The sequence below is a fragment of the Brevundimonas sp. 357 genome (assembly GCF_003938605.1).
Lineage (GTDB): Bacteria > Pseudomonadota > Alphaproteobacteria > Caulobacterales > Caulobacteraceae > Brevundimonas.
In genome coordinates this window covers 19,723-35,622 of sequence record NZ_RHWX01000008.1, presented here as the reverse complement: position 1 = coordinate 35,622, position 15,900 = coordinate 19,723, and the positions used below count along the sequence as shown (strand labels likewise).

Sequence of the window (15,900 nt, the reverse complement as noted above, 5' to 3'; positions counted from 1 at the left end):
ACGGCCCCGCGCGAACCCCTATGCGGGACCACCGGCGGCAAGGCCTCGTTCACCGTGTCGGGCAAGCCTTCCTTGGCGCCTGTAGGGGATGATGGCTGGATGACGGAAGATCCAGCACACCCTGAGCGCCGATGCCCGCCGCCGATCGCGCGCGGCGGCTGGCTCGATCTTCTGCGTTTCGTCGTAGGGGCGATGATCGTCCTCTATCACTTCCGCGAGGCCGCTCCGGTCCCCTTGCCGCTGTTCCATCCGGTCTTCGACCGCGGATATCTGCTGACCGACTTCTTCATCATCGACTCCGGCTACGTTCTCGCCCGCGTCTACGGCGAGCGGCTCGCGGACAGGCGAATTCCGCTTTCCGTCTTCTACCGTCAGCGCTTTCTCAGGGTGGTTCCGGCCCACATGACCGTCAGCCTCGCCCTGGCGGGGCTGGTACTGGCGGCGGCGATCCTGGGCCAGACACCCAGCCACCCGGAATGGTTCGACTGGTCCCGGTTTCCCGCCCAGCTCTTCCTGGTGCAGGCCTATGGGGTGCCCGGCGGAGAGGGATGGAACGCGCCGACCTGGACGCTCTCGGCGCTTCTGGGCTGTTACGTCAGCCTGCCCTTCCTCGCTCGCGCGGCGCGCGGCCTGTCCCCATGGCTGATCCTCGCTTTCGGGGTCGGCGGGCTGCTCGCCGCCAACCTGGCCGCCCACGCCGCCTTCGGTTTGCCGATCTACGAGATGCCATTGCGGCTCGGCTTCCTGCGGGCCTTTCCGCTGTTCGCCCTCGGCGTCGCCGTGGCTCTGTTTGCGCGGCACGTCTACTGTCCGCCCCGACTGGCGGCCGGTCTAGGTGGTTTCGCCCTGGTGGCTGTGGCGGGTCTGCAGGCTCTGGGACCCAATAATCTGGCGACCCTCGGCCTCCTGACCGTCATCATCTTCGCCACCGGGGCCTTGCCGGTCCGGCGCCCGTCCAGGCTGGTCGAGCACCTCGCCCTGATGGCGTTCGCGATCTTCCTGACCAACGAAGTGGCCCGGATCGTGTGGTTCGGCGGGCTCGAGGCCGTCGATTGGCGGAGTTGGAGTCCGTTAGTGCAATGGACCGCCTGGGCGGTCGGCCTGGCCGCGGCTTTCGGCGGCGCCGCCGTCTTCCGCTACGGCTTCGACCGGCCGACGCAGGTCTGGTTCAATCGTCCGAACTCGGAGACGCGATCGACCTCCGCCGCGGCCAAGTCGCCCGTTCCCGCGCTATAGGCCGGTCCTTCGCACAACCTCGGCGAGGTTCACATCATGGCGGCGGGGGGCGCCTGGGTGCCCATGATCGCCACGATCAGAAGCAACATGGCGGCCAGCACGGTCTCTAAAGCCAGGCTGCGCCGCAGGCGGCGCAAGGCGAGCGGACGGGCCTGCTCATCCTCAAGCGCCGATCCGAGATGCGGGGTCAGGACGAAGCGGTTCGACGCCGCGAGGGCCAGCATGCCGGCGAACAGGACGAGTTTCAGGACCAGAAGAACGCCGTAGGGCGTCGTCAACAGGCTCCCGAGCCGGCTGAGTCCGATGAGATAGGCGCTGTTCACCAGACCCGTGATCGTCAGCAGGACGACGGCGAGCGTTCCCAGACCGGAGAACCCCTCCAGGGCGGCGTGCGTCACCGACGCGCCCGCCGCGTGCCCGTGGCGGGTACGCAGCATCAGGAACAGCGCGACCAGACTGCCGAGCCAGAGTCCGGCGGCGAGCGCGTGAACGACATCGGCGATCAGATGCGGCCAGCGGCCCGCCCCTTCCGTCGCCGCGCCGTGACCGGTCCAGGCCAGGCTGGCGCTCAACACGGCGCCGACGACAGTCAGCGCGATCCAGCCGCCGCGTCCCGGTTTCGGGCTGAGCAGCAGCACGGCGGCCAGAAGAGCCATCGCCGCGCGAACCAGGAAGCCGACGCCCAAGCCCGTGCCGAAGGCCACGTAGGACAGCGACTCCGGCTTCAGCGCATCGGTCAGCGATCCCGCCATCACGGCGGTCTGGACCACTAGGTTGGCGAGAGCAGCCAAGACGGTCGCCACGGCGGCGACCAGTAGCGTCGTTCGCGGCCACCTCTCGGCGGCCGCGTCCGACATGGGCATCCTGAACGCGAAGAACAGGGGGACGCCAAACAGCAGGACGGCGCCGATGTACTGCCCCAGCCTCAGCAGGACGACCGTTGTCTCCATCTGATCAGCGGACCGAGAAGTTGGTGGACCCCGTCATCCGGTGCCCGTCCGGAGACGCCACCCGCCAGTTGACCACATAGGCCCCGGTCGCCAACGGCCTCGCCGGAGCGCCCGAGATCGTCTTGCCGTCCTCGGACACCCGCGTCTGGACACGAATGGTCGCGCCCGCGGCGTTGACGAGGTCGAACCCCGAGAAGGCCGGAGCCACGCGCTCGCTGAAGGTCAGACTGATGGTGCGCGGCGCCGCGACCGCGGCGCCGGCGGCCGGCGTGGCGCTCACGAGACGCGCGTGCGCGTCCGCCTGACCGGCGACCAGGGAAAGCGCCGCGACGGTCGCGGCGAGTGATGCGATCTTGAAACGGGTCAACTCAAACTCCTTGGAAGGGACGCCCCTACTGTCACTTACGCGCCTTGGAAATCTTCCCCTCGATTATTCAAGATCACACAAAGCCGCAGCTGCTTCATCCCGACCTGAGACACCTCCTGTCCGAGACGTCCGAGTGTTTAGTGCCGCTCAGATACAGTTTCGAGCCGATCCGCTTCGGACCTACGAGCGGGTGGAAGTCACCCGGGTGAACGACGCCCCGATGGTCCATCCCATGATGCTGAAGACGGTGACCCTCACCGCTCAAGGCCAGGCCCGGTGGTCGTCAACGGTCGTTTGGTTCCGCCCGCAGCCACAGCCAGCACCGCGCTTCCGCGCCTCGCCTCAGGAACCTATACCGCGGTTTGGGCCGCAGAGCGTCTGAATGGTCATACGACTACTGGCTCGGTCAGGTTTATGGTTGATTAGGAAGGAACGAATGAGAGTTTCCAACCTGCTGGCCGCAGCCGGCGCGATCCTGGCTCTGAGCGCGGGAGCGGCCCTGGCCGCTCAAGCTGATGAGTGCTGCACGGAGATGGCGGCCAATGCCGCCATGAGTTGTTGCGACAAGATGAAGTCCGATCAAGCTCCGGCGGAACCGGTCCAGCCGGCGCCGACGGCAGCTCCGTCAGACGCGCCGGCGCTTCAGGGCCCCGCCGACCCTCATTGACGCAAGCGGCGCCGGTCGTCTCCTGAGTCACCCGGAGCCGTACGATCACCGAGCACTTTCGGATTCGGCTCGACATCCGTCAGCACGACGCGACTTTGAGGCGACCCCACGAAACGCACGACTTCGCCGCGTACCTGCGGCTCAGCGACGAACCCTGCCTCTGCCAAGGCAATGTGCTGAGGCGCCGACGGCCCCGACGGACCCTCGCGCCACCAGCCGTCGGCGGTTGCGGCTTTCGGAGAAGGGCGCCGACGATCCGTTCGATGTCCCGAAACGTCAGCGTCACAGTCGTCTGCTTTTGCCGGCGAAGGAATGTGGCGAGGGGCGCGTACTTGGGCATCTGGGTGTTTTTCCCCTCAAGGTCATCCGGTCAAGGCTGCTCGCGAAGTGCGTGGAAGCGGTATAGGATCAAGCGCGGCGGGTTCCGGGATCGATAGCCGCCGATCGAGAGCCAGGGGACGCGAGAGTGTCGGCGGCGATCGACGGTGAAACGCCGGGCTTCATCACAGAAGTTCCTGGCCCGCCCCCTCCCTCATCCGGGGTCGATCAGACCGCGCCGCACCCCTGACGCGACCGCCTCGATCCGGGTGCGGACCCGGAGTTTCGAACAGACCTTCTCGAGATAACTGTCCACGGTGCGGGGCGACAGGGACAGAATGACCCCGATGTCGGACGAGCTCTTTCCGCGACAGACCCATTGCAGGCATTCCTGTTCGCGCGGGCTCAGGGTGACAGCGGGCGATCCACGGTCCGGATCTTCGGAGACAGCTTCCATTACTACACCACCGGTTGTCCGACTTCTTCCGTACACGGCTAGTTCGGACGCGGGCAACGTCGATGAATTGCGGGTCGCCCGCAGGTTTCTTGCGGTCTGGCGGCCCTCCCGCCGGTTGAACCGCAGACAGGCTGGGCCTACGACGGAGGCGTCGGGCGCCGCGAAATAGGCGCGCAGCAGGAGCCGGGGTTCGTCGCTGACGGAGGCGGCGCTGTCCGCTGAATTAACGGGCCTCGATCGCAGAGGATTCCAACGCCCGACCCCTCCCGCTTGCTTCGGGATTCCGTTTGATTCATGCTGACCAAGCCGACCTTCGCGTCGGCAGGGGCCTGGAATCCCCTGTGCGATATCAATCATCGACGGCTTCCGCTCTGCGCGTGAGCCGGTTGCCGCCTTCTGAGGGCGCGCGTCCGCGCGCCTGCCCAGAATCGCGCGGCCACGCCGGGATTCCCGTCCCTCTCGTCGAGGGGTCGGAGATCCGTGGTGACCGATACGAAGCCGCTAGTGGCGGAGGCGCAGGACGGGATCAACCGTCTCTACCGGCGCTACGCCGTCTGGCTAGATCGCCGGTTGCGCTCTCACATCGGGGCCGACGCTGCGGCGGATGTCGTTCAGGAGACCTATCTCCGAGCGGCGCCTTACGCCCTGTCGGACATCCGACATCCAAAGGCGTTCCTGCTTCGGATCGCCCTCAACCTGGTCCGCGATGAAAGCCGACGAGAGGGCCGCCGCCGCCAGAGCCAAGCGCTCCAAAGACCTGCCGAGGCCGAGGCCGCGCCGCAGTTCGACCAAGTCCTTCTCGAGCAGGTTATCAGGTCCATGCCGCAACTCTACCGCGACGTCTTCGTCTTGAACCGCTTTGGCGGTATGACTTATCCCGAGATTGCCGTGTCGCTCGAGATCAGCGTGAAAACGGTGGAATGGCGAATGTCGAGGGCGCTCGAGTACTGCGCGTCTCGGCTGGACCTGTAGGCAACGGATGATGATCGAGGCTGAAGCCGACATCAGGCGTAAGGAAACCGCCGACTGGTTCAGCAAGTTGAACCAGCGCAAGGTCACGACCGCCGACATCAGGGCTTTCAGCGAATGGCGGCGAGACCCGGAGAACGCCCGCGCTTTCAGCCGTCTCGAAGCCATGTGGGACGCGGCAGGAACGCTGGCGCAAAGCCCGGCGATCGCGGGGCTCGCCGACGAGGCCCTGGGTCGGATTGAAAGGGCGCGCCCGCGGCGTCGGATGCGCGACGCCGGCCGTCTGATCCCGCTCGGCGTCGCGGGCGCCCTGGCGCTTGTGATTGGAGCCGGAAGCCTGACCTGGTGGTCCCTGCAGCGGCCAGACGCCTATGCTACGGCCATCGGCGAGCAACGCACCGTGCGGCTGGAAGACGGCTCCCGCATCGTCCTCGACACGGACTCCCGGGTCACCGTTCGCTTCACCGACGACCGTCGCGTGGTCACGCTCGCTGCAGGACGCGCCATGTTCGAGGTCGAGGGCGACACCGAGCGGCCTTTCCTTGTCCAGGCGGGCGACACGGAGGTCACCGCCGTCGGCACGCGGTTTGACGTTCGGCGATCCGGCTCCGGGGCGCGTGTCGTCCTGGTCGAAGGGCGCGTCGACGTTCACAAGCCGTCTTCGCCGACGGCCCAATGGACCCTGGCTCCCGGCCAGCAGGTCACGACCTCGGGTCCGACGCCCCGGGTCATCGCGGTCAATGTCCCGGCCGAAACCAGTTGGACCGTCGGCCGGCTCACCTTCGAGAACACGCCGATCGCCGCGGCGGTGACGGAGGTGAACCGCTACACCGCCAAACCGATCGAGCTTCGCGACGAACGCATCTCGTCGATCCGGGTCAGCGGCGTTTTCAACGCCGGGGACGTCGACGGCTTCGTCGCCGCCCTGCGCGACCTCTATCATCTGGAAGCCGCCACGGCGGCCGACGGCCATCTGGTCCTCTCCGGGCCGGCATGAAAATAATCTGCGCCCGGACTTAGGGGACGCCCCGCGACCCAACGTCTCCTCCACGCCCCGCAAAGCCGGGGGTAGAAACGAGGGGGAAATCATGGGTTACAGGTTCACTTCAACCGCGCTCGCCGCGCTCATGCTGGGTGTCGCGACGCCGGTCATCGCGCAATCGACCGAGGCCGTCCGGACTTTCAGCATCGGCGCCGGTCCGCTCGAGCGCAGCCTGCCTGTGTTCGCCCAGCAGAGCGGACTTCAGATCCTCTATCCCAGCGCGCTGGTGGCCGGCCGACAGGCCCGCGCCCTCACCGGCGAATACACCCCTGAGGCCGCGCTCGCGGAGCTCCTGCGCGGGACGGGCCTGACCTATCGCCAGAGCCGTCCGACGGTCTTTGTGCTCGTTGATCCCTCGGCCCGCGCCGAAGCCGAACCGCAGGCCACCCAGCTTGAGGAAGTCGTGGTCACGGGGACCTATCTTCGGGGCGCGGACAGTCCGTCGCCGGTCACCGTGATCACCCAGGACGACATCGCCCGGCAAGGCCGCGCAACAGTCGCGGAAACTCTCGCCGCCCTGCCGCAGAACTTCACCGGGGCGGCCTATGAGGGGTCGGCCGGGACGGGTGCGGATCGCACGAGCCGCAACTCGGCCTATGCGACCGGGGTGAACCTGCGGGGTCTCGGGGCGGATGCAACGCTGGTGCTGGTCAACGGTCGGCGGATCGCGGGCACGGGCAGCGCCGGCGACTTCTCGGACATCTCCAATCTTCCCAGCAGCGCCATCGCCCGGGCGGACGTGCTGCTCGACGGCGCGTCCGCCCTCTATGGGGCTGACGCGGTCGGCGGCGTCGTCAACATCATCCTGAAGTCCCGCTTCGACGGCGCGGAAACCCGGCTGCGCGTCGGCGGCACCAGCGACGGCGGGGCCGAGGAGACGCTCCTGTCCCATAGCGGCGGTTTCAACTGGTCCAGCGGCGGCCTCATCGCCGCTTACGAATTCCACGACCGCGGCGAGTTGCGCGCCGCCGACCGTCGCGCAACCGCGAATGCGGACCTGCGCCCGCTGGGCGGCTCGGACTGGCGCTTCACCTATGCGGCCCCGGGCAACCTGATGGCGTTCGATCCGGTCAGCGGATCCTATGAACCGGTCTACGCCGTCCCTCGCAACCAGAACGGCGTGGGCCTAACGCCCGGAGACTTTCGCCCTGGCGAAGTCAACCTGACCAATCAGATGGAGGGTCTTTGGAGCCTGCCGCACCAGCGCCGGCACAGCCTGTTCGTGGCGGGTCGGCAGGACCTTCCGGGCGGCTTCAGTCTGGACGGCGACCTTCGCTACACCGACCGGTCTTACAGCCAGGACTCGGTGGCCGACATTGGAATCCTGTTCGTGACGCCGGACAATCCCTTCTTCGTGCCGGTGGCGGGCGAGCCTTACCAGGAGATCGCCTATTCCTTCACCAACGACCTGGGGCCAGGCCGTGACGAAGGCTTCTCACGCAGCGTCGGCGGCGCCGTCGGGATCACGGGCGAACTCGCCGGATGGAACCTCGCGGCCTATCTGAGCGGCGGTCGCGAGACCACCGGGCTCACGGCCTCGAACCGAGTGCAGACGACCCGGCTCGACGAGGCGCTCGGCGCCACGCCGAACAATCCGTCGACACCCTTCAACCCGGCGGTCGACGGCTATTTCAATCCCTATGGCGATCCCGCCGCCCATAGCCCGGCCCTGTTGACCTTTATCGGGTCCGGCTACCTCCGGTCCGAGAACATCAGCACGGTCGGCTCCTTCAATCTCAAGGCCGACGGAGTCCTCTTCGCCCTGCCGGGCGGCGACCTGCGCATGGCCGTCGGTGTCGATTATCGCCAGGAGCGCTTCGAAACCTCCGGCGAGAATTTCATCTCCGGCGCGGCGCCGCGCGTCGCCCCCCCGACGGCGTTCGACCGCGACGTCTCGGCCGCCTTCGTCGAACTGCGCGCCCCGCTCGTGGGTCCCGACAACGCCCGGCCCGGTCTCGAACGGCTGGAGCTGTCACTCGCCGGTCGTATCGAAGACCATGAGGGGATCGGCCAGACCAGCAATCCCAAGGTCGGCATCCTCTACAACCCGAAGCCCGATCTGCTCCTGCGCGCCAGCTACGGCACCTCGTTCCGCGCCCCGTCGCTGAGGGAGTTGAACAGCGCCTACCGGATCGGCCCGGTGTTCCTGGACCGCGCCGGCGCCAATGTCATCAGCATCGTCCAATACGGAGGCAACCCGGATCTCATCCCGGAAACCGCGGAGTCGTGGACCGCGGGCTTCGTCTGGACGCCCGCCGCCGTCGAAGGGCTGCGGATCGAGGCCGGCTGGTTCCGGACGACTTTCGAGGACCGGATAGCGACCCCGGTCGCGGAGAACCTGATCAACGCCCTCAACGACCCGACCCTGGCGCCGTTCATCCGTTATGTGAGCCCCGGCTCCAACGCGGACGACCGGGCCTATGTCCAGTCCCTGCTCAGCCACCCGGGCAATTTCAATCCGAACGTCTTCCCGGCGACCGCCTACGGCGCCGTCATCGACAACCGCTACGTCAACGCCTCGGCCGTGGAGGTCGAGGGGCTCGATCTTTCGACCCGCTATCACTTCGCCCTGGGGTCGGACGACATCTCGCTCGACGCGAGCGTGACCCATCTGCTGACCAACGATCGGGCGGTCACCGCTGCGTCCCCGACCGAGGACCTGCTCGGCGCCCCGAACTTTCCGGCGCGGTGGCGGGGGCGCTTCGGGGCCCAGTGGCTGCGGGGTCCGCTCACCCTTGGCGGCGCCCTCAACCACGTCAGCGGAGGACGCGATCGGGTCAACGGACGCGGGATCGACGAGTGGATCACTCTGGACGGCCAGGTCCGCTACGACCTTCAGGGCGGATGGGGCGAAGGTCTTTCGCTCACTCTCAATGTGCTCAACCTGACCAATGAGGAGCCGCCCTTCTACGATGCACCGGCGGGAATCGGCTACGACGCCGCCAACACCAATGTGCTGGGCCGGCAGGTCTCACTTCAGCTCGTCAAGCGCTGGTGATCGACCATGCGCATGGTCGTTCTCGTCCTCGCGGGCCTGCTCGCGACGGCGTGCCCGGCGTTGGCCCGGCAAGAGCCGCTCACGGTGGATGTCATTCTAGGGCTGGAGAGCTTCGGACGGGTCGCGATCGATCCGTCCGGCGCGGTCGCCGTCTTCGAGGAACGGCGCGCCCGAGGCGACCTCCCCCGCCATGATCTGGAGGCCGAAGGCGCCAACCGGTACGCCCGGCTCTACCGCATCGACCTCGACGCCCCCGACCGTCCGCGCCCGCTCCTGGTGATGGAAGAAAGCGCCGGCTATTCTGTCGGCGCCTTCTCACCCAGCGGTCGGCGTCTGGCCGTGTCCCGGCTTCGGAACGACGAATGGCGGCTCGGGATCGTCGAGATGGCGACCGGACATGTGGTCTGGACCGAGGTGGCGCCGGAGCTCGGCCTTTGGGGCCGGTCCCTGGAATGGCTCTCCGACGACGCCCTCGTCGTGCTGGGCATGCCGGACGGGGCCCTTCCTCCAAGACTCGCCGGGCCCCGCGCCGAGCAAGCGCGCCTGCTGGCGCTGAGGGCGGCGGCGACGGCCGGGTCGCCGGCCGCGATCACGGTGGGAGGGGACGGCCCACCGGAAGCCTTGCCAGCGCGACGCCTCTGGCGGATCGACGCCGTCACTGGAGAGGCCGCCGCGATCGCCGACGGCCCCTTCCTCGACCTCGAGGCCTCCCCGGACGGACGATACGCCGCGCTGCTCCTGGATGGTCCCCTCCTGCCGCCGCCCTCCGCCGACACCGCGAGCGAGGTGCGCCGCGCCCGGGGGCTGGGGATCGTCGATCTGATCACCGGGGCCGCCGTCCGGCCGCCCGAGGCCGGCAACATCTCGACGAGCCTGCTCGCCTGGTCGCCAGCCTCCCACGCGCTTCTCGTGGCGGCCATTGGCGAAGCACCGGCCCGGATCCTGACCGTCGCTCCGGATGGCGCGGCGCGGGACGTCACCCCGGCCGGGGCGCACCCGACCACGCCGATCGACTTCCAAGGCATGGCGACGGCCGAGGGCGGCTGGCTGGGCGAGACCCCGATCTTCAAGGGCCGCTCCGGAGCCCGCGAGGGCTGGTTCGTCGCCAGAGCCGACGCCCCGCCGCTCGTTAGTCTGTCTCCGGACGCCCGGCTCGTCGCCGAGGGTCGGTCCTCGGTTCTGTTCACCAGCGGCGGTCGCATCATCCGCCTGGGTGCAGACGGCGAGCGCGCCGATCTCGGGGCCGCCATGTCGGCGGTGAACCCACGAGGTCCGTTCGGACTGCGGGCGCAGAGCGGTCCAATGAAGGCGGCCTTCGCCGTGGCCGCGCGTCCCGATGGGCGACTGTGCCAGGTCTGGGCCGATCCCGAGCCCGAGTCTCGATGCGTCGCGGCTACCCCCGGGGGTGCGATCAGCTGGAGCCGGGAGATCAGCCTCGACCGGAGCGTCTCTGAGGCGGAACCCGATATGCTGCGCCTGCAGCGCGGTCCTCGCCGGGAGGTGGTCTGGCGGCTGAACCCCGAACTCGACGAGATCTCGGTCGCGGCGCCCAGACGGATCACCGGCGTCGGCGGCGCCGGCGGTTGGCTCTATCCGCCGTCGAACCCGACAGCGGCGCCGCCCGTGATTGTGGTGCCCTACCAGGGCGAGGCCTACCCCGCCCCACCGTGGTGGATGCGGCGGGAGTCCACCAGCCTGTCGCTGGCGCCGCAGCTGATGGTCGCCGCGGGCTACGCCATCCTCATCCCGGACCTTCCCGCGACCCCGGAACCGGCTGACGGCCTCGCCCAGCGCATCCTGTCGGTCGTCGACGCCGCGGCGGCGGAAGGGCTGGTCGATGCGGACCGCATCGGCCTGTGGGGCTGGAGCTTCGGCGCATGGTCCGCCGTGATGAGCGCAGCCCAGTCGCCCCGCTTCGACGCCGTGGTGGCGCTGAACGGGCCGATGAATTTTTCGACGGTCATCGGGGACGTTGGTTCGACCCTGCGGCTGGAGGGCGGGCATGCGCTCGCCGCGACGGCCGGGGCCCGCTGGCTGGAATCCGGCCAGGCCGAGATGCGCGACGCCTACTGGCGCGCCCCCGACCGGTATCGGCGCAACAGTCCGTTCGAACAGGCGGACCGCATCACCGCGCCGACCCTTCTGGTGGTGGGAGAGTACGACCTGATGCTCGGCCAGTCGGAACAGCTCTACGGCGCCCTGCACCGTCTAAACCGCCCCGTCGCCATCACCCTCCTGATCGGCGAGGACCACGGCGTTCAAAGCCCGGGGAATATCCGGCTCTACTACGATCAAGTGCGCGACTGGTTCGACCGGCATCTCAGGGGATCCGGCGGTCCAGCCGTTCCCGCCAGCGACGCACCCAGGCCTCCGTCAGCGCCAGACTGAGCAGTTGGGAATGCCCGCCGCGCCAGAGCAGGGCGTCCCGGGTGAGGCGATCCTCTAGGGTGGGATCGATCAACCCCGCCTCCGCCAGCGCGCCGCCGAGCAGATAGTCGCGCAAGAAGTCCAGATGCGCGGCGACCGCGCCGCCATAATAGGCGCCCAGTTCGCCCTTGGAGCGGCGATCCAGGATCGACGGCGGCAGGACGTCCGCGAAGGCGGCGCGCGCGGCGGCGCGGTCGCGTCCGCCCCAGGTCAGATCGACCGCCGACAGGGCCAGCCCCGCCTCCACCACCGGCTGGCTGAGCAGTGGATTGACGCAGGGACCGAGGCGGCTGCGCACCGCCGGTCCCTGAAAGGTCTGGCAGAAGGCCAGGGCGGACATCTGCAAGGCCTTGGCCGGCGGGACGCCCTTCAGATCGTAGAGCCAAGGGTGGTCCCAGCCGGCGCGCTGGCGGACCTCCTCGCGCCAGTCCCGGGCCAGCGCCGTCGGCCACAGGGGGCGCCGCAGCCAGCGCGAGAGCCGATGCAGGACCGTCAACCGCGCGCGACCTCGCCGCTCCCAGATCTCGTCCAGCCCGATGAGCAGGCTGGGCATCTGGAAGAAGACCGCGTCGCCGCCCTGCCCCGTGAACGAGCCCCAGCCGCCCGTCGCCTCGATCCGGTCCGCGATGTCGTCGTTGTAGTCGGGATCGATGTCGTTTGCCGCCGGCCGGAAGGTCTCGGCGCACGCGGCCAGACGGACGGCGTCGAGCCTGATGCCGTCGCGACGGACTTCCGTCAGCGTAAAGCCGTGCCGTCCCGCGACCGCCCGGGCGTAATCCCGCTCGTCGCCCTCCGGCTGGTCGACGTAGTGGTTGACCCAGGCGGCGACCCTTCGGCGCTGATCGACGGTCAGGACGCCCGCCACGATGGCGGAATCCAATCCGCCGCTGACCTCGGCGATCCAGCGCCTGTCGCCCGCCAGCGCCCGTACCGACCGTTCCACCGCCTCTCGTAGATCGGGTGCCGGACGCGAGGCCCGGCCCCGATACACCTCGGCGGGCCGCCAGATCTGCTGCGCCCGGTTGACGCCCTCCCCGATCACCCGCAGCTCGCCGCCGGCGACGGCTTGCAATCCGGTCAGGGCCAGTCGATGTCTGTGCTCGCCGGGCCGGCCCACAAGGGCGGCGACCGCGTCCCAGTCCAGCGCGATCCCATCGGGCAGCCAGGGATCGATGACCGCCGCCGCGCTCGTCGAGATCAGGGTCACGCCGGCCTTGCGCCAGGCGACGCAGTCCAGAGCGCCCGACGGGTCACGGAGCACGGCGACGTCGCCCTCGACCCGCCGGACCAGAAGGTATCGCCCCCAGTGGTCCGAACAGACCGCGCGAGCCTGCGCCGCGTCCAGCCGCCGGCATCCCAGGGCGCCCCGCGCCCGCGGCGACAGCACCTGGCCCTCGCGGTCGTAGATCTCGCCGATCATCACGCCGTGCCCGTCGAGCCCGCGGGCGACCTCGAGCCGTCCGCCGGTCGGGGCGAACACCTGAATGAAGGGGTCATGTGATTTGCGCGACCAGCCGGCCCGGCTCAGACGCTGTCGAACGGGCGCGACCAGGCCGTCGAGCGCGGCCGGGTTGTCGCCGACGAGAATAATCGCACAATCCGCCCCCACCTCAGATCACCAGGATCGGCCGATAGACGGTCAGGGTTTCCGGGGCCTCGCTGACGCACCGGTCGCCGCTCTGGAGCCAGCAATGGGCGAGAAAGGGGAAGGTGCGAACCCCGAAGACCCAGTCCGCGTCCAAATCCGCGGCGTTGACGAAGCGCAGCAGCAGTTCCGCCTGGAGCAGGCAGGCGCCGGTCCAGGGCACCAGCGGCAGCAACTGGCGGAACACCTCGACCCGCGCGGCGAGCGCCTCGGGATCAGACCGGCGACCACGACGCCGGGCGTATCGCCGGCTGAGGTCCAGAAGCGTCGGCCGACGCCGCACCGCATCGACCCAGATGACGCCGAAGGTAATGAGATCTCGAAGCGTCGGCCGGATCGGTGGCGCGGGCGGAAGGCGCGCCGACGGCAGGGCCGGCGGCGGGGTGCGATCGTCCAGCGCTGACGTGGGATGCAGCAATTCCTCGGCGGCCAGGCGAAGAAGATCGTTCATCGATCCCAGAGCCCGCCGTCCCTCGATCCGGAGATCGCCGCACTCCGTCAGGCACAGATAGTCGTCTGCGGCGAGATCAAGCAGCACCAGATCGTCGCCGACGCGAACTGCGTGTATGCCCTCTGCGAGCCAGCCGCAGTGACCGTCCTCGGAGCGAAGCGCTTCGGCCATTCCTGACTTCTCCCTGTTACAGCTGAACCTGGCTGGTACGCCCGCCGGCGGGACCCGGCGGGGCCGTCCGGAACCGGGCGGCCCCCTTGGGTTCATTCCGGCGGCATCGTCCAGTGACGGGCCGGGTTCAGTTCGGTGAACGGTCCCATCAGGATCGCCCGGGTCAGCCGACGGGCGGCCCCCAGACGCAGGACGCGCGTCTCGTTCTGGATCTTCATGGATCCCTCTCCTGTGTCAGGATGGCCTCTGGTCGCGGCGTCCGGGGCGAGGCCGGGCCCGGACGTCCGGGCCGCCGAAGCGGCCCGTCCGGTCATTCGCTGGGCGGAATGGTGTACTTCAGCACCGGATTCAGCTCGTCGAATTCGCCGCGCGAGACCGCACGGGTCATGGTGCGGGCGGACCCGAGGCGCACGAGGCGCGAGGTGCTCTTGGTCATGGTCGTCTCCTGTTTTGAAGGTCGACAAAACGTCGACGACGAACCATCAGCGCCGGAAAGCAAATCGATTCAAACTATATTTCGCGTATACTTCGACTGATCTGGGTCGATCCGTCGGACGCGCGAGGCAAGCCCCATCGCTGCGATCCGCCAGCGCGCGTAGTAGGCCTCGATCTCGCTGGCCGGCGCGGGACCCGCGGCCGCGTGGGTCGGGCCGTTGAGGCGTCTGAGCGGCGACAGGCGACGGCGCACGCGAACGAGGCTTTCGATCAAGGGCTGGTTCTCACACGCGTCGATCAAGTCGTCGATCCACGCCTCGACCGCCGCGTCCGAACCGTCCCGGGGCTGGGCGACCGGCGCGCAAAGGGCCGCGAGACGGACATGGGCGGCCTCGAGATCAAGCAGGCCCAAAACATCCTCGAGAGGCGCGGCGCGGGTGAAATAGCCCAGACCGCGGCGCTCCTCGATGAGGCCTTCGCCGCACAGACGGGACAGGGCCTCGCGCACCGGGCTCGTGCTCAGGCCGAGCGAGGCGGCGATATCGACCACGGACAGATGCTGGCCGGGGGCCAGACCCTCCTCGAGCGCGGCGCGCAGACTGGCCAGCGCCATGCCAAAAGGATCGCGCTGTCTCACGGCCGCCTCCATATCGCTCCGTGACGCAGATCGACGACCGGCAAGCTTCGGGGCGATCGAGACACGCGCTTCCTATACTGATGTCCGCAAGAAACTTGCATGGTACCCGCAGCTTTTATGCTGTTGATCTTTCTAGGCTTTCATTTGACGCGTCGCTGAGGCATTTTTCAACCAGTAGGGGTGCACTCGCTTCGTGGTCGTCGGGCGCCGGAGGCGAGGGAGTAACTGGAGACATGGACGCCAGACACACCCAGACGGCGAACGCGGTGCTCTCCTCTAGCCTGCGGCTGATCCGGTCTCATCGGCGGATGCGGGCCGTGGACATCGCCCAGGGCATGAACATGGCGTTGCGGTCCTATGAGCATTTCGAGTCCGGGGCCGGTCGGATCAACCTCGAGCGCATTCATCGTTTCGCCGAGGTCACCGACAGCGATCCGCATGGGATTCTCGCCGCCCTCGCCCTCGGGTCGCCCGCTTTCGCCTTGCGGTGCGCCGACAACAAATTAGCGACCATCCTCGCCGTGGCGCTGCAGGAGTTCGACGAAGAGGCCGGAGACGCCATCGCCGATCTGGACGCCCGCACCATCATTAACGCCTTCACCAAAACTCTGAAGGACCTCGCCGATCAGTCCGTCAGGCGCGACGCCGAAGCCGAGGCCTGGCTTGAACAGCGTCGGGGACGGTTGATGGCCCCTGCCCGTGAGGATGGGACCGGCGACGGCGCGTAGCGGACCCTCTCCACGGTCGTAGACTTGCGGTCCGACACTCGCGGAATGGCGCGCGGGACCCATTGCGCGGTTGGATTCGGGGATGAAAGTCCTCACGCCCTATCCCGTCGCCGTCTCCGCCTCACCTTGCGACCGTCTTTCGGATCGCCAACGGGAATGTCTGGATCTGGCGGCTCTGGGTCTGACCTCCGCCAGGATCGGCGATCGGCTCGGCCTGTCGCCCCGAACGGTCGACGAGCATCTCATGGCCGCCTGTCGCGTCCTAGGCGTCCGCACCCGCGTCCAGGCCGTCGCCCGCCTCGCTGCGGTTCAGCGACCGCCGGAACCCCGGCCCTTCCTACCGTAAACGCCCGGCGGGAGGGTCGCGGGTCGCGGCGGCCGGCACTCATCGGCTTTGCTCGG

Annotated in this window: 17 protein-coding genes; 9 read left to right on the top strand and 8 right to left on the bottom strand. The window is 68.5% G+C overall.

The annotated features are described in order from the left end of the window. Window positions 1–99: 99 nt before the first annotated feature. Window positions 100–1,236, top strand: coding sequence for an acyltransferase (locus tag EGK63_RS08585; protein WP_054765323.1), 1,137 nt, complete (start codon window positions 100–102; stop codon window positions 1,234–1,236). 29 nt (window positions 1,237–1,265) lie between these two features. Here the strand turns inward: EGK63_RS08585 and copD are convergent, their stop codons facing one another. Together copD and copC are read right to left on the bottom strand one after the other, a co-directional pair. Then, a complete protein-coding gene (gene copD / locus EGK63_RS08580; RefSeq protein WP_054765322.1) occupies window positions 1,266–2,186 on the bottom strand; it encodes a copper homeostasis membrane protein CopD in 921 nt (306 codons plus the stop codon). Between the two features lie 4 nt (window positions 2,187–2,190). Further along, complete coding sequence (gene copC, locus EGK63_RS08575; RefSeq protein ID WP_054765321.1) at window positions 2,191–2,553, bottom strand: copper homeostasis periplasmic binding protein CopC; 363 nt, start codon at window positions 2,551–2,553, stop codon at window positions 2,191–2,193. 276 nt (window positions 2,554–2,829) lie between these two features. On the opposite strand from copC, the gene EGK63_RS16990 reads away from it, so the two are divergent. Beyond that, on the top strand, window positions 2,830–2,979 hold the full coding sequence (locus tag EGK63_RS16990; RefSeq protein ID WP_224761371.1) for a copper resistance protein CopC: 150 nt from the start codon (window positions 2,830–2,832) through the stop codon (window positions 2,977–2,979). Between the two features lie 10 nt (window positions 2,980–2,989). Beyond that, complete coding sequence (locus tag EGK63_RS08565; protein ID WP_054765319.1) at window positions 2,990–3,220, top strand: hypothetical protein; 231 nt, start codon at window positions 2,990–2,992, stop codon at window positions 3,218–3,220. Between the two features lie 532 nt (window positions 3,221–3,752). Here EGK63_RS08565 and EGK63_RS08555 read toward each other — a convergent pair. Further along, window positions 3,753–3,995, bottom strand: a complete 243-nt coding sequence (locus EGK63_RS08555) for a helix-turn-helix transcriptional regulator (protein ID WP_082382649.1) — start codon at window positions 3,993–3,995, stop codon at window positions 3,753–3,755. 483 nt (window positions 3,996–4,478) lie between these two features. Between EGK63_RS08555 and EGK63_RS08550 the strand changes: the two genes are divergently transcribed. From EGK63_RS08550 to EGK63_RS08535, 4 genes are all read left to right on the top strand, one after another. Next, window positions 4,479–4,967: an RNA polymerase sigma factor gene (locus tag EGK63_RS08550; RefSeq protein WP_054765318.1), complete on the top strand. Its 489-nt coding sequence runs from the start codon at window positions 4,479–4,481 to the stop codon at window positions 4,965–4,967. Between the two features lie 10 nt (window positions 4,968–4,977). Further along, a complete protein-coding gene (locus tag EGK63_RS08545) occupies window positions 4,978–5,961 on the top strand; it encodes a FecR domain-containing protein (RefSeq protein ID WP_224761368.1) in 984 nt (327 codons plus the stop codon). A gap of 91 nt (window positions 5,962–6,052) precedes the next feature. After that, a complete protein-coding gene (locus EGK63_RS08540; protein WP_082382648.1) occupies window positions 6,053–9,004 on the top strand; it encodes a TonB-dependent receptor in 2,952 nt (983 codons plus the stop codon). Window positions 9,005–9,010: 6 nt separating this feature from the next. After that, window positions 9,011–11,392, top strand: a complete 2,382-nt coding sequence (locus tag EGK63_RS08535; RefSeq protein ID WP_054765315.1) for a prolyl oligopeptidase family serine peptidase — start codon at window positions 9,011–9,013, stop codon at window positions 11,390–11,392. On the opposite strand, the gene EGK63_RS08530 is transcribed toward EGK63_RS08535, so the two are convergent. From EGK63_RS08530 to EGK63_RS08520, 5 genes are all read right to left on the bottom strand, one after another. Next, complete coding sequence (locus tag EGK63_RS08530; protein ID WP_125900824.1) at window positions 11,325–13,040, bottom strand: asparagine synthase-related protein; 1,716 nt, start codon at window positions 13,038–13,040, stop codon at window positions 11,325–11,327. The two genes, EGK63_RS08535 and EGK63_RS08530, sit on opposite strands and share 68 nt — an antisense overlap. 1 nt (window position 13,041) lies before the next feature. Next, window positions 13,042–13,698, bottom strand: coding sequence for a lasso peptide biosynthesis B2 protein (locus EGK63_RS08525; RefSeq protein WP_054765313.1), 657 nt, complete (start codon window positions 13,696–13,698; stop codon window positions 13,042–13,044). Between the two features lie 92 nt (window positions 13,699–13,790). Next, window positions 13,791–13,916, bottom strand: coding sequence for a hypothetical protein (locus tag EGK63_RS16910; protein ID WP_256371839.1), 126 nt, complete (start codon window positions 13,914–13,916; stop codon window positions 13,791–13,793). Between the two features lie 92 nt (window positions 13,917–14,008). Beyond that, complete coding sequence (locus tag EGK63_RS16905; RefSeq protein WP_256375774.1) at window positions 14,009–14,134, bottom strand: hypothetical protein; 126 nt, start codon at window positions 14,132–14,134, stop codon at window positions 14,009–14,011. 69 nt (window positions 14,135–14,203) lie between these two features. Further along, window positions 14,204–14,770, bottom strand: a complete 567-nt coding sequence (locus EGK63_RS08520) for a GntR family transcriptional regulator (RefSeq protein WP_207896358.1) — start codon at window positions 14,768–14,770, stop codon at window positions 14,204–14,206. Window positions 14,771–15,003: 233 nt separating this feature from the next. Between EGK63_RS08520 and EGK63_RS08515 the strand changes: the two genes are divergently transcribed. After that, window positions 15,004–15,498, top strand: coding sequence for an XRE family transcriptional regulator (locus tag EGK63_RS08515; RefSeq protein WP_207896357.1), 495 nt, complete (start codon window positions 15,004–15,006; stop codon window positions 15,496–15,498). An 82-nt stretch (window positions 15,499–15,580) separates the two neighbouring features. Next, window positions 15,581–15,844 carry a helix-turn-helix transcriptional regulator gene (locus EGK63_RS08510; RefSeq protein ID WP_054765311.1) on the top strand — a complete coding sequence of 88 codons (264 nt, stop codon included), beginning with the start codon at window positions 15,581–15,583 and terminating at the stop codon, window positions 15,842–15,844. Window positions 15,845–15,900 lie beyond the last annotated feature (56 nt).

Coding starts and splice junctions, on each gene's coding strand:
- EGK63_RS08525 (WP_054765313.1), bottom strand. CDS start 13,698: ATGGCCGAAGCGCTTCGCTCCGAGGACGGTCACTGCGGCTGGCTCGCA.
- EGK63_RS08545 (WP_224761368.1), top strand. CDS start 4,978: ATGATCGAGGCTGAAGCCGACATCAGGCGTAAGGAAACCGCCGACTGG.
- EGK63_RS08515 (WP_207896357.1), top strand. CDS start 15,004: ATGGACGCCAGACACACCCAGACGGCGAACGCGGTGCTCTCCTCTAGC.
- EGK63_RS08510 (WP_054765311.1), top strand. CDS start 15,581: ATGAAAGTCCTCACGCCCTATCCCGTCGCCGTCTCCGCCTCACCTTGC.
- EGK63_RS08540 (WP_082382648.1), top strand. CDS start 6,053: ATGGGTTACAGGTTCACTTCAACCGCGCTCGCCGCGCTCATGCTGGGT.
- EGK63_RS16910 (WP_256371839.1), bottom strand. CDS start 13,916: ATGAAGATCCAGAACGAGACGCGCGTCCTGCGTCTGGGGGCCGCCCGT.
- copD (WP_054765322.1), bottom strand. CDS start 2,186: ATGGAGACAACGGTCGTCCTGCTGAGGCTGGGGCAGTACATCGGCGCC.
- EGK63_RS16905 (WP_256375774.1), bottom strand. CDS start 14,134: ATGACCAAGAGCACCTCGCGCCTCGTGCGCCTCGGGTCCGCCCGCACC.
- EGK63_RS08585 (WP_054765323.1), top strand. CDS start 100: ATGACGGAAGATCCAGCACACCCTGAGCGCCGATGCCCGCCGCCGATC.
- EGK63_RS08555 (WP_082382649.1), bottom strand. CDS start 3,995: ATGGAAGCTGTCTCCGAAGATCCGGACCGTGGATCGCCCGCTGTCACC.
- EGK63_RS08565 (WP_054765319.1), top strand. CDS start 2,990: ATGAGAGTTTCCAACCTGCTGGCCGCAGCCGGCGCGATCCTGGCTCTG.
- EGK63_RS08535 (WP_054765315.1), top strand. CDS start 9,011: ATGCGCATGGTCGTTCTCGTCCTCGCGGGCCTGCTCGCGACGGCGTGC.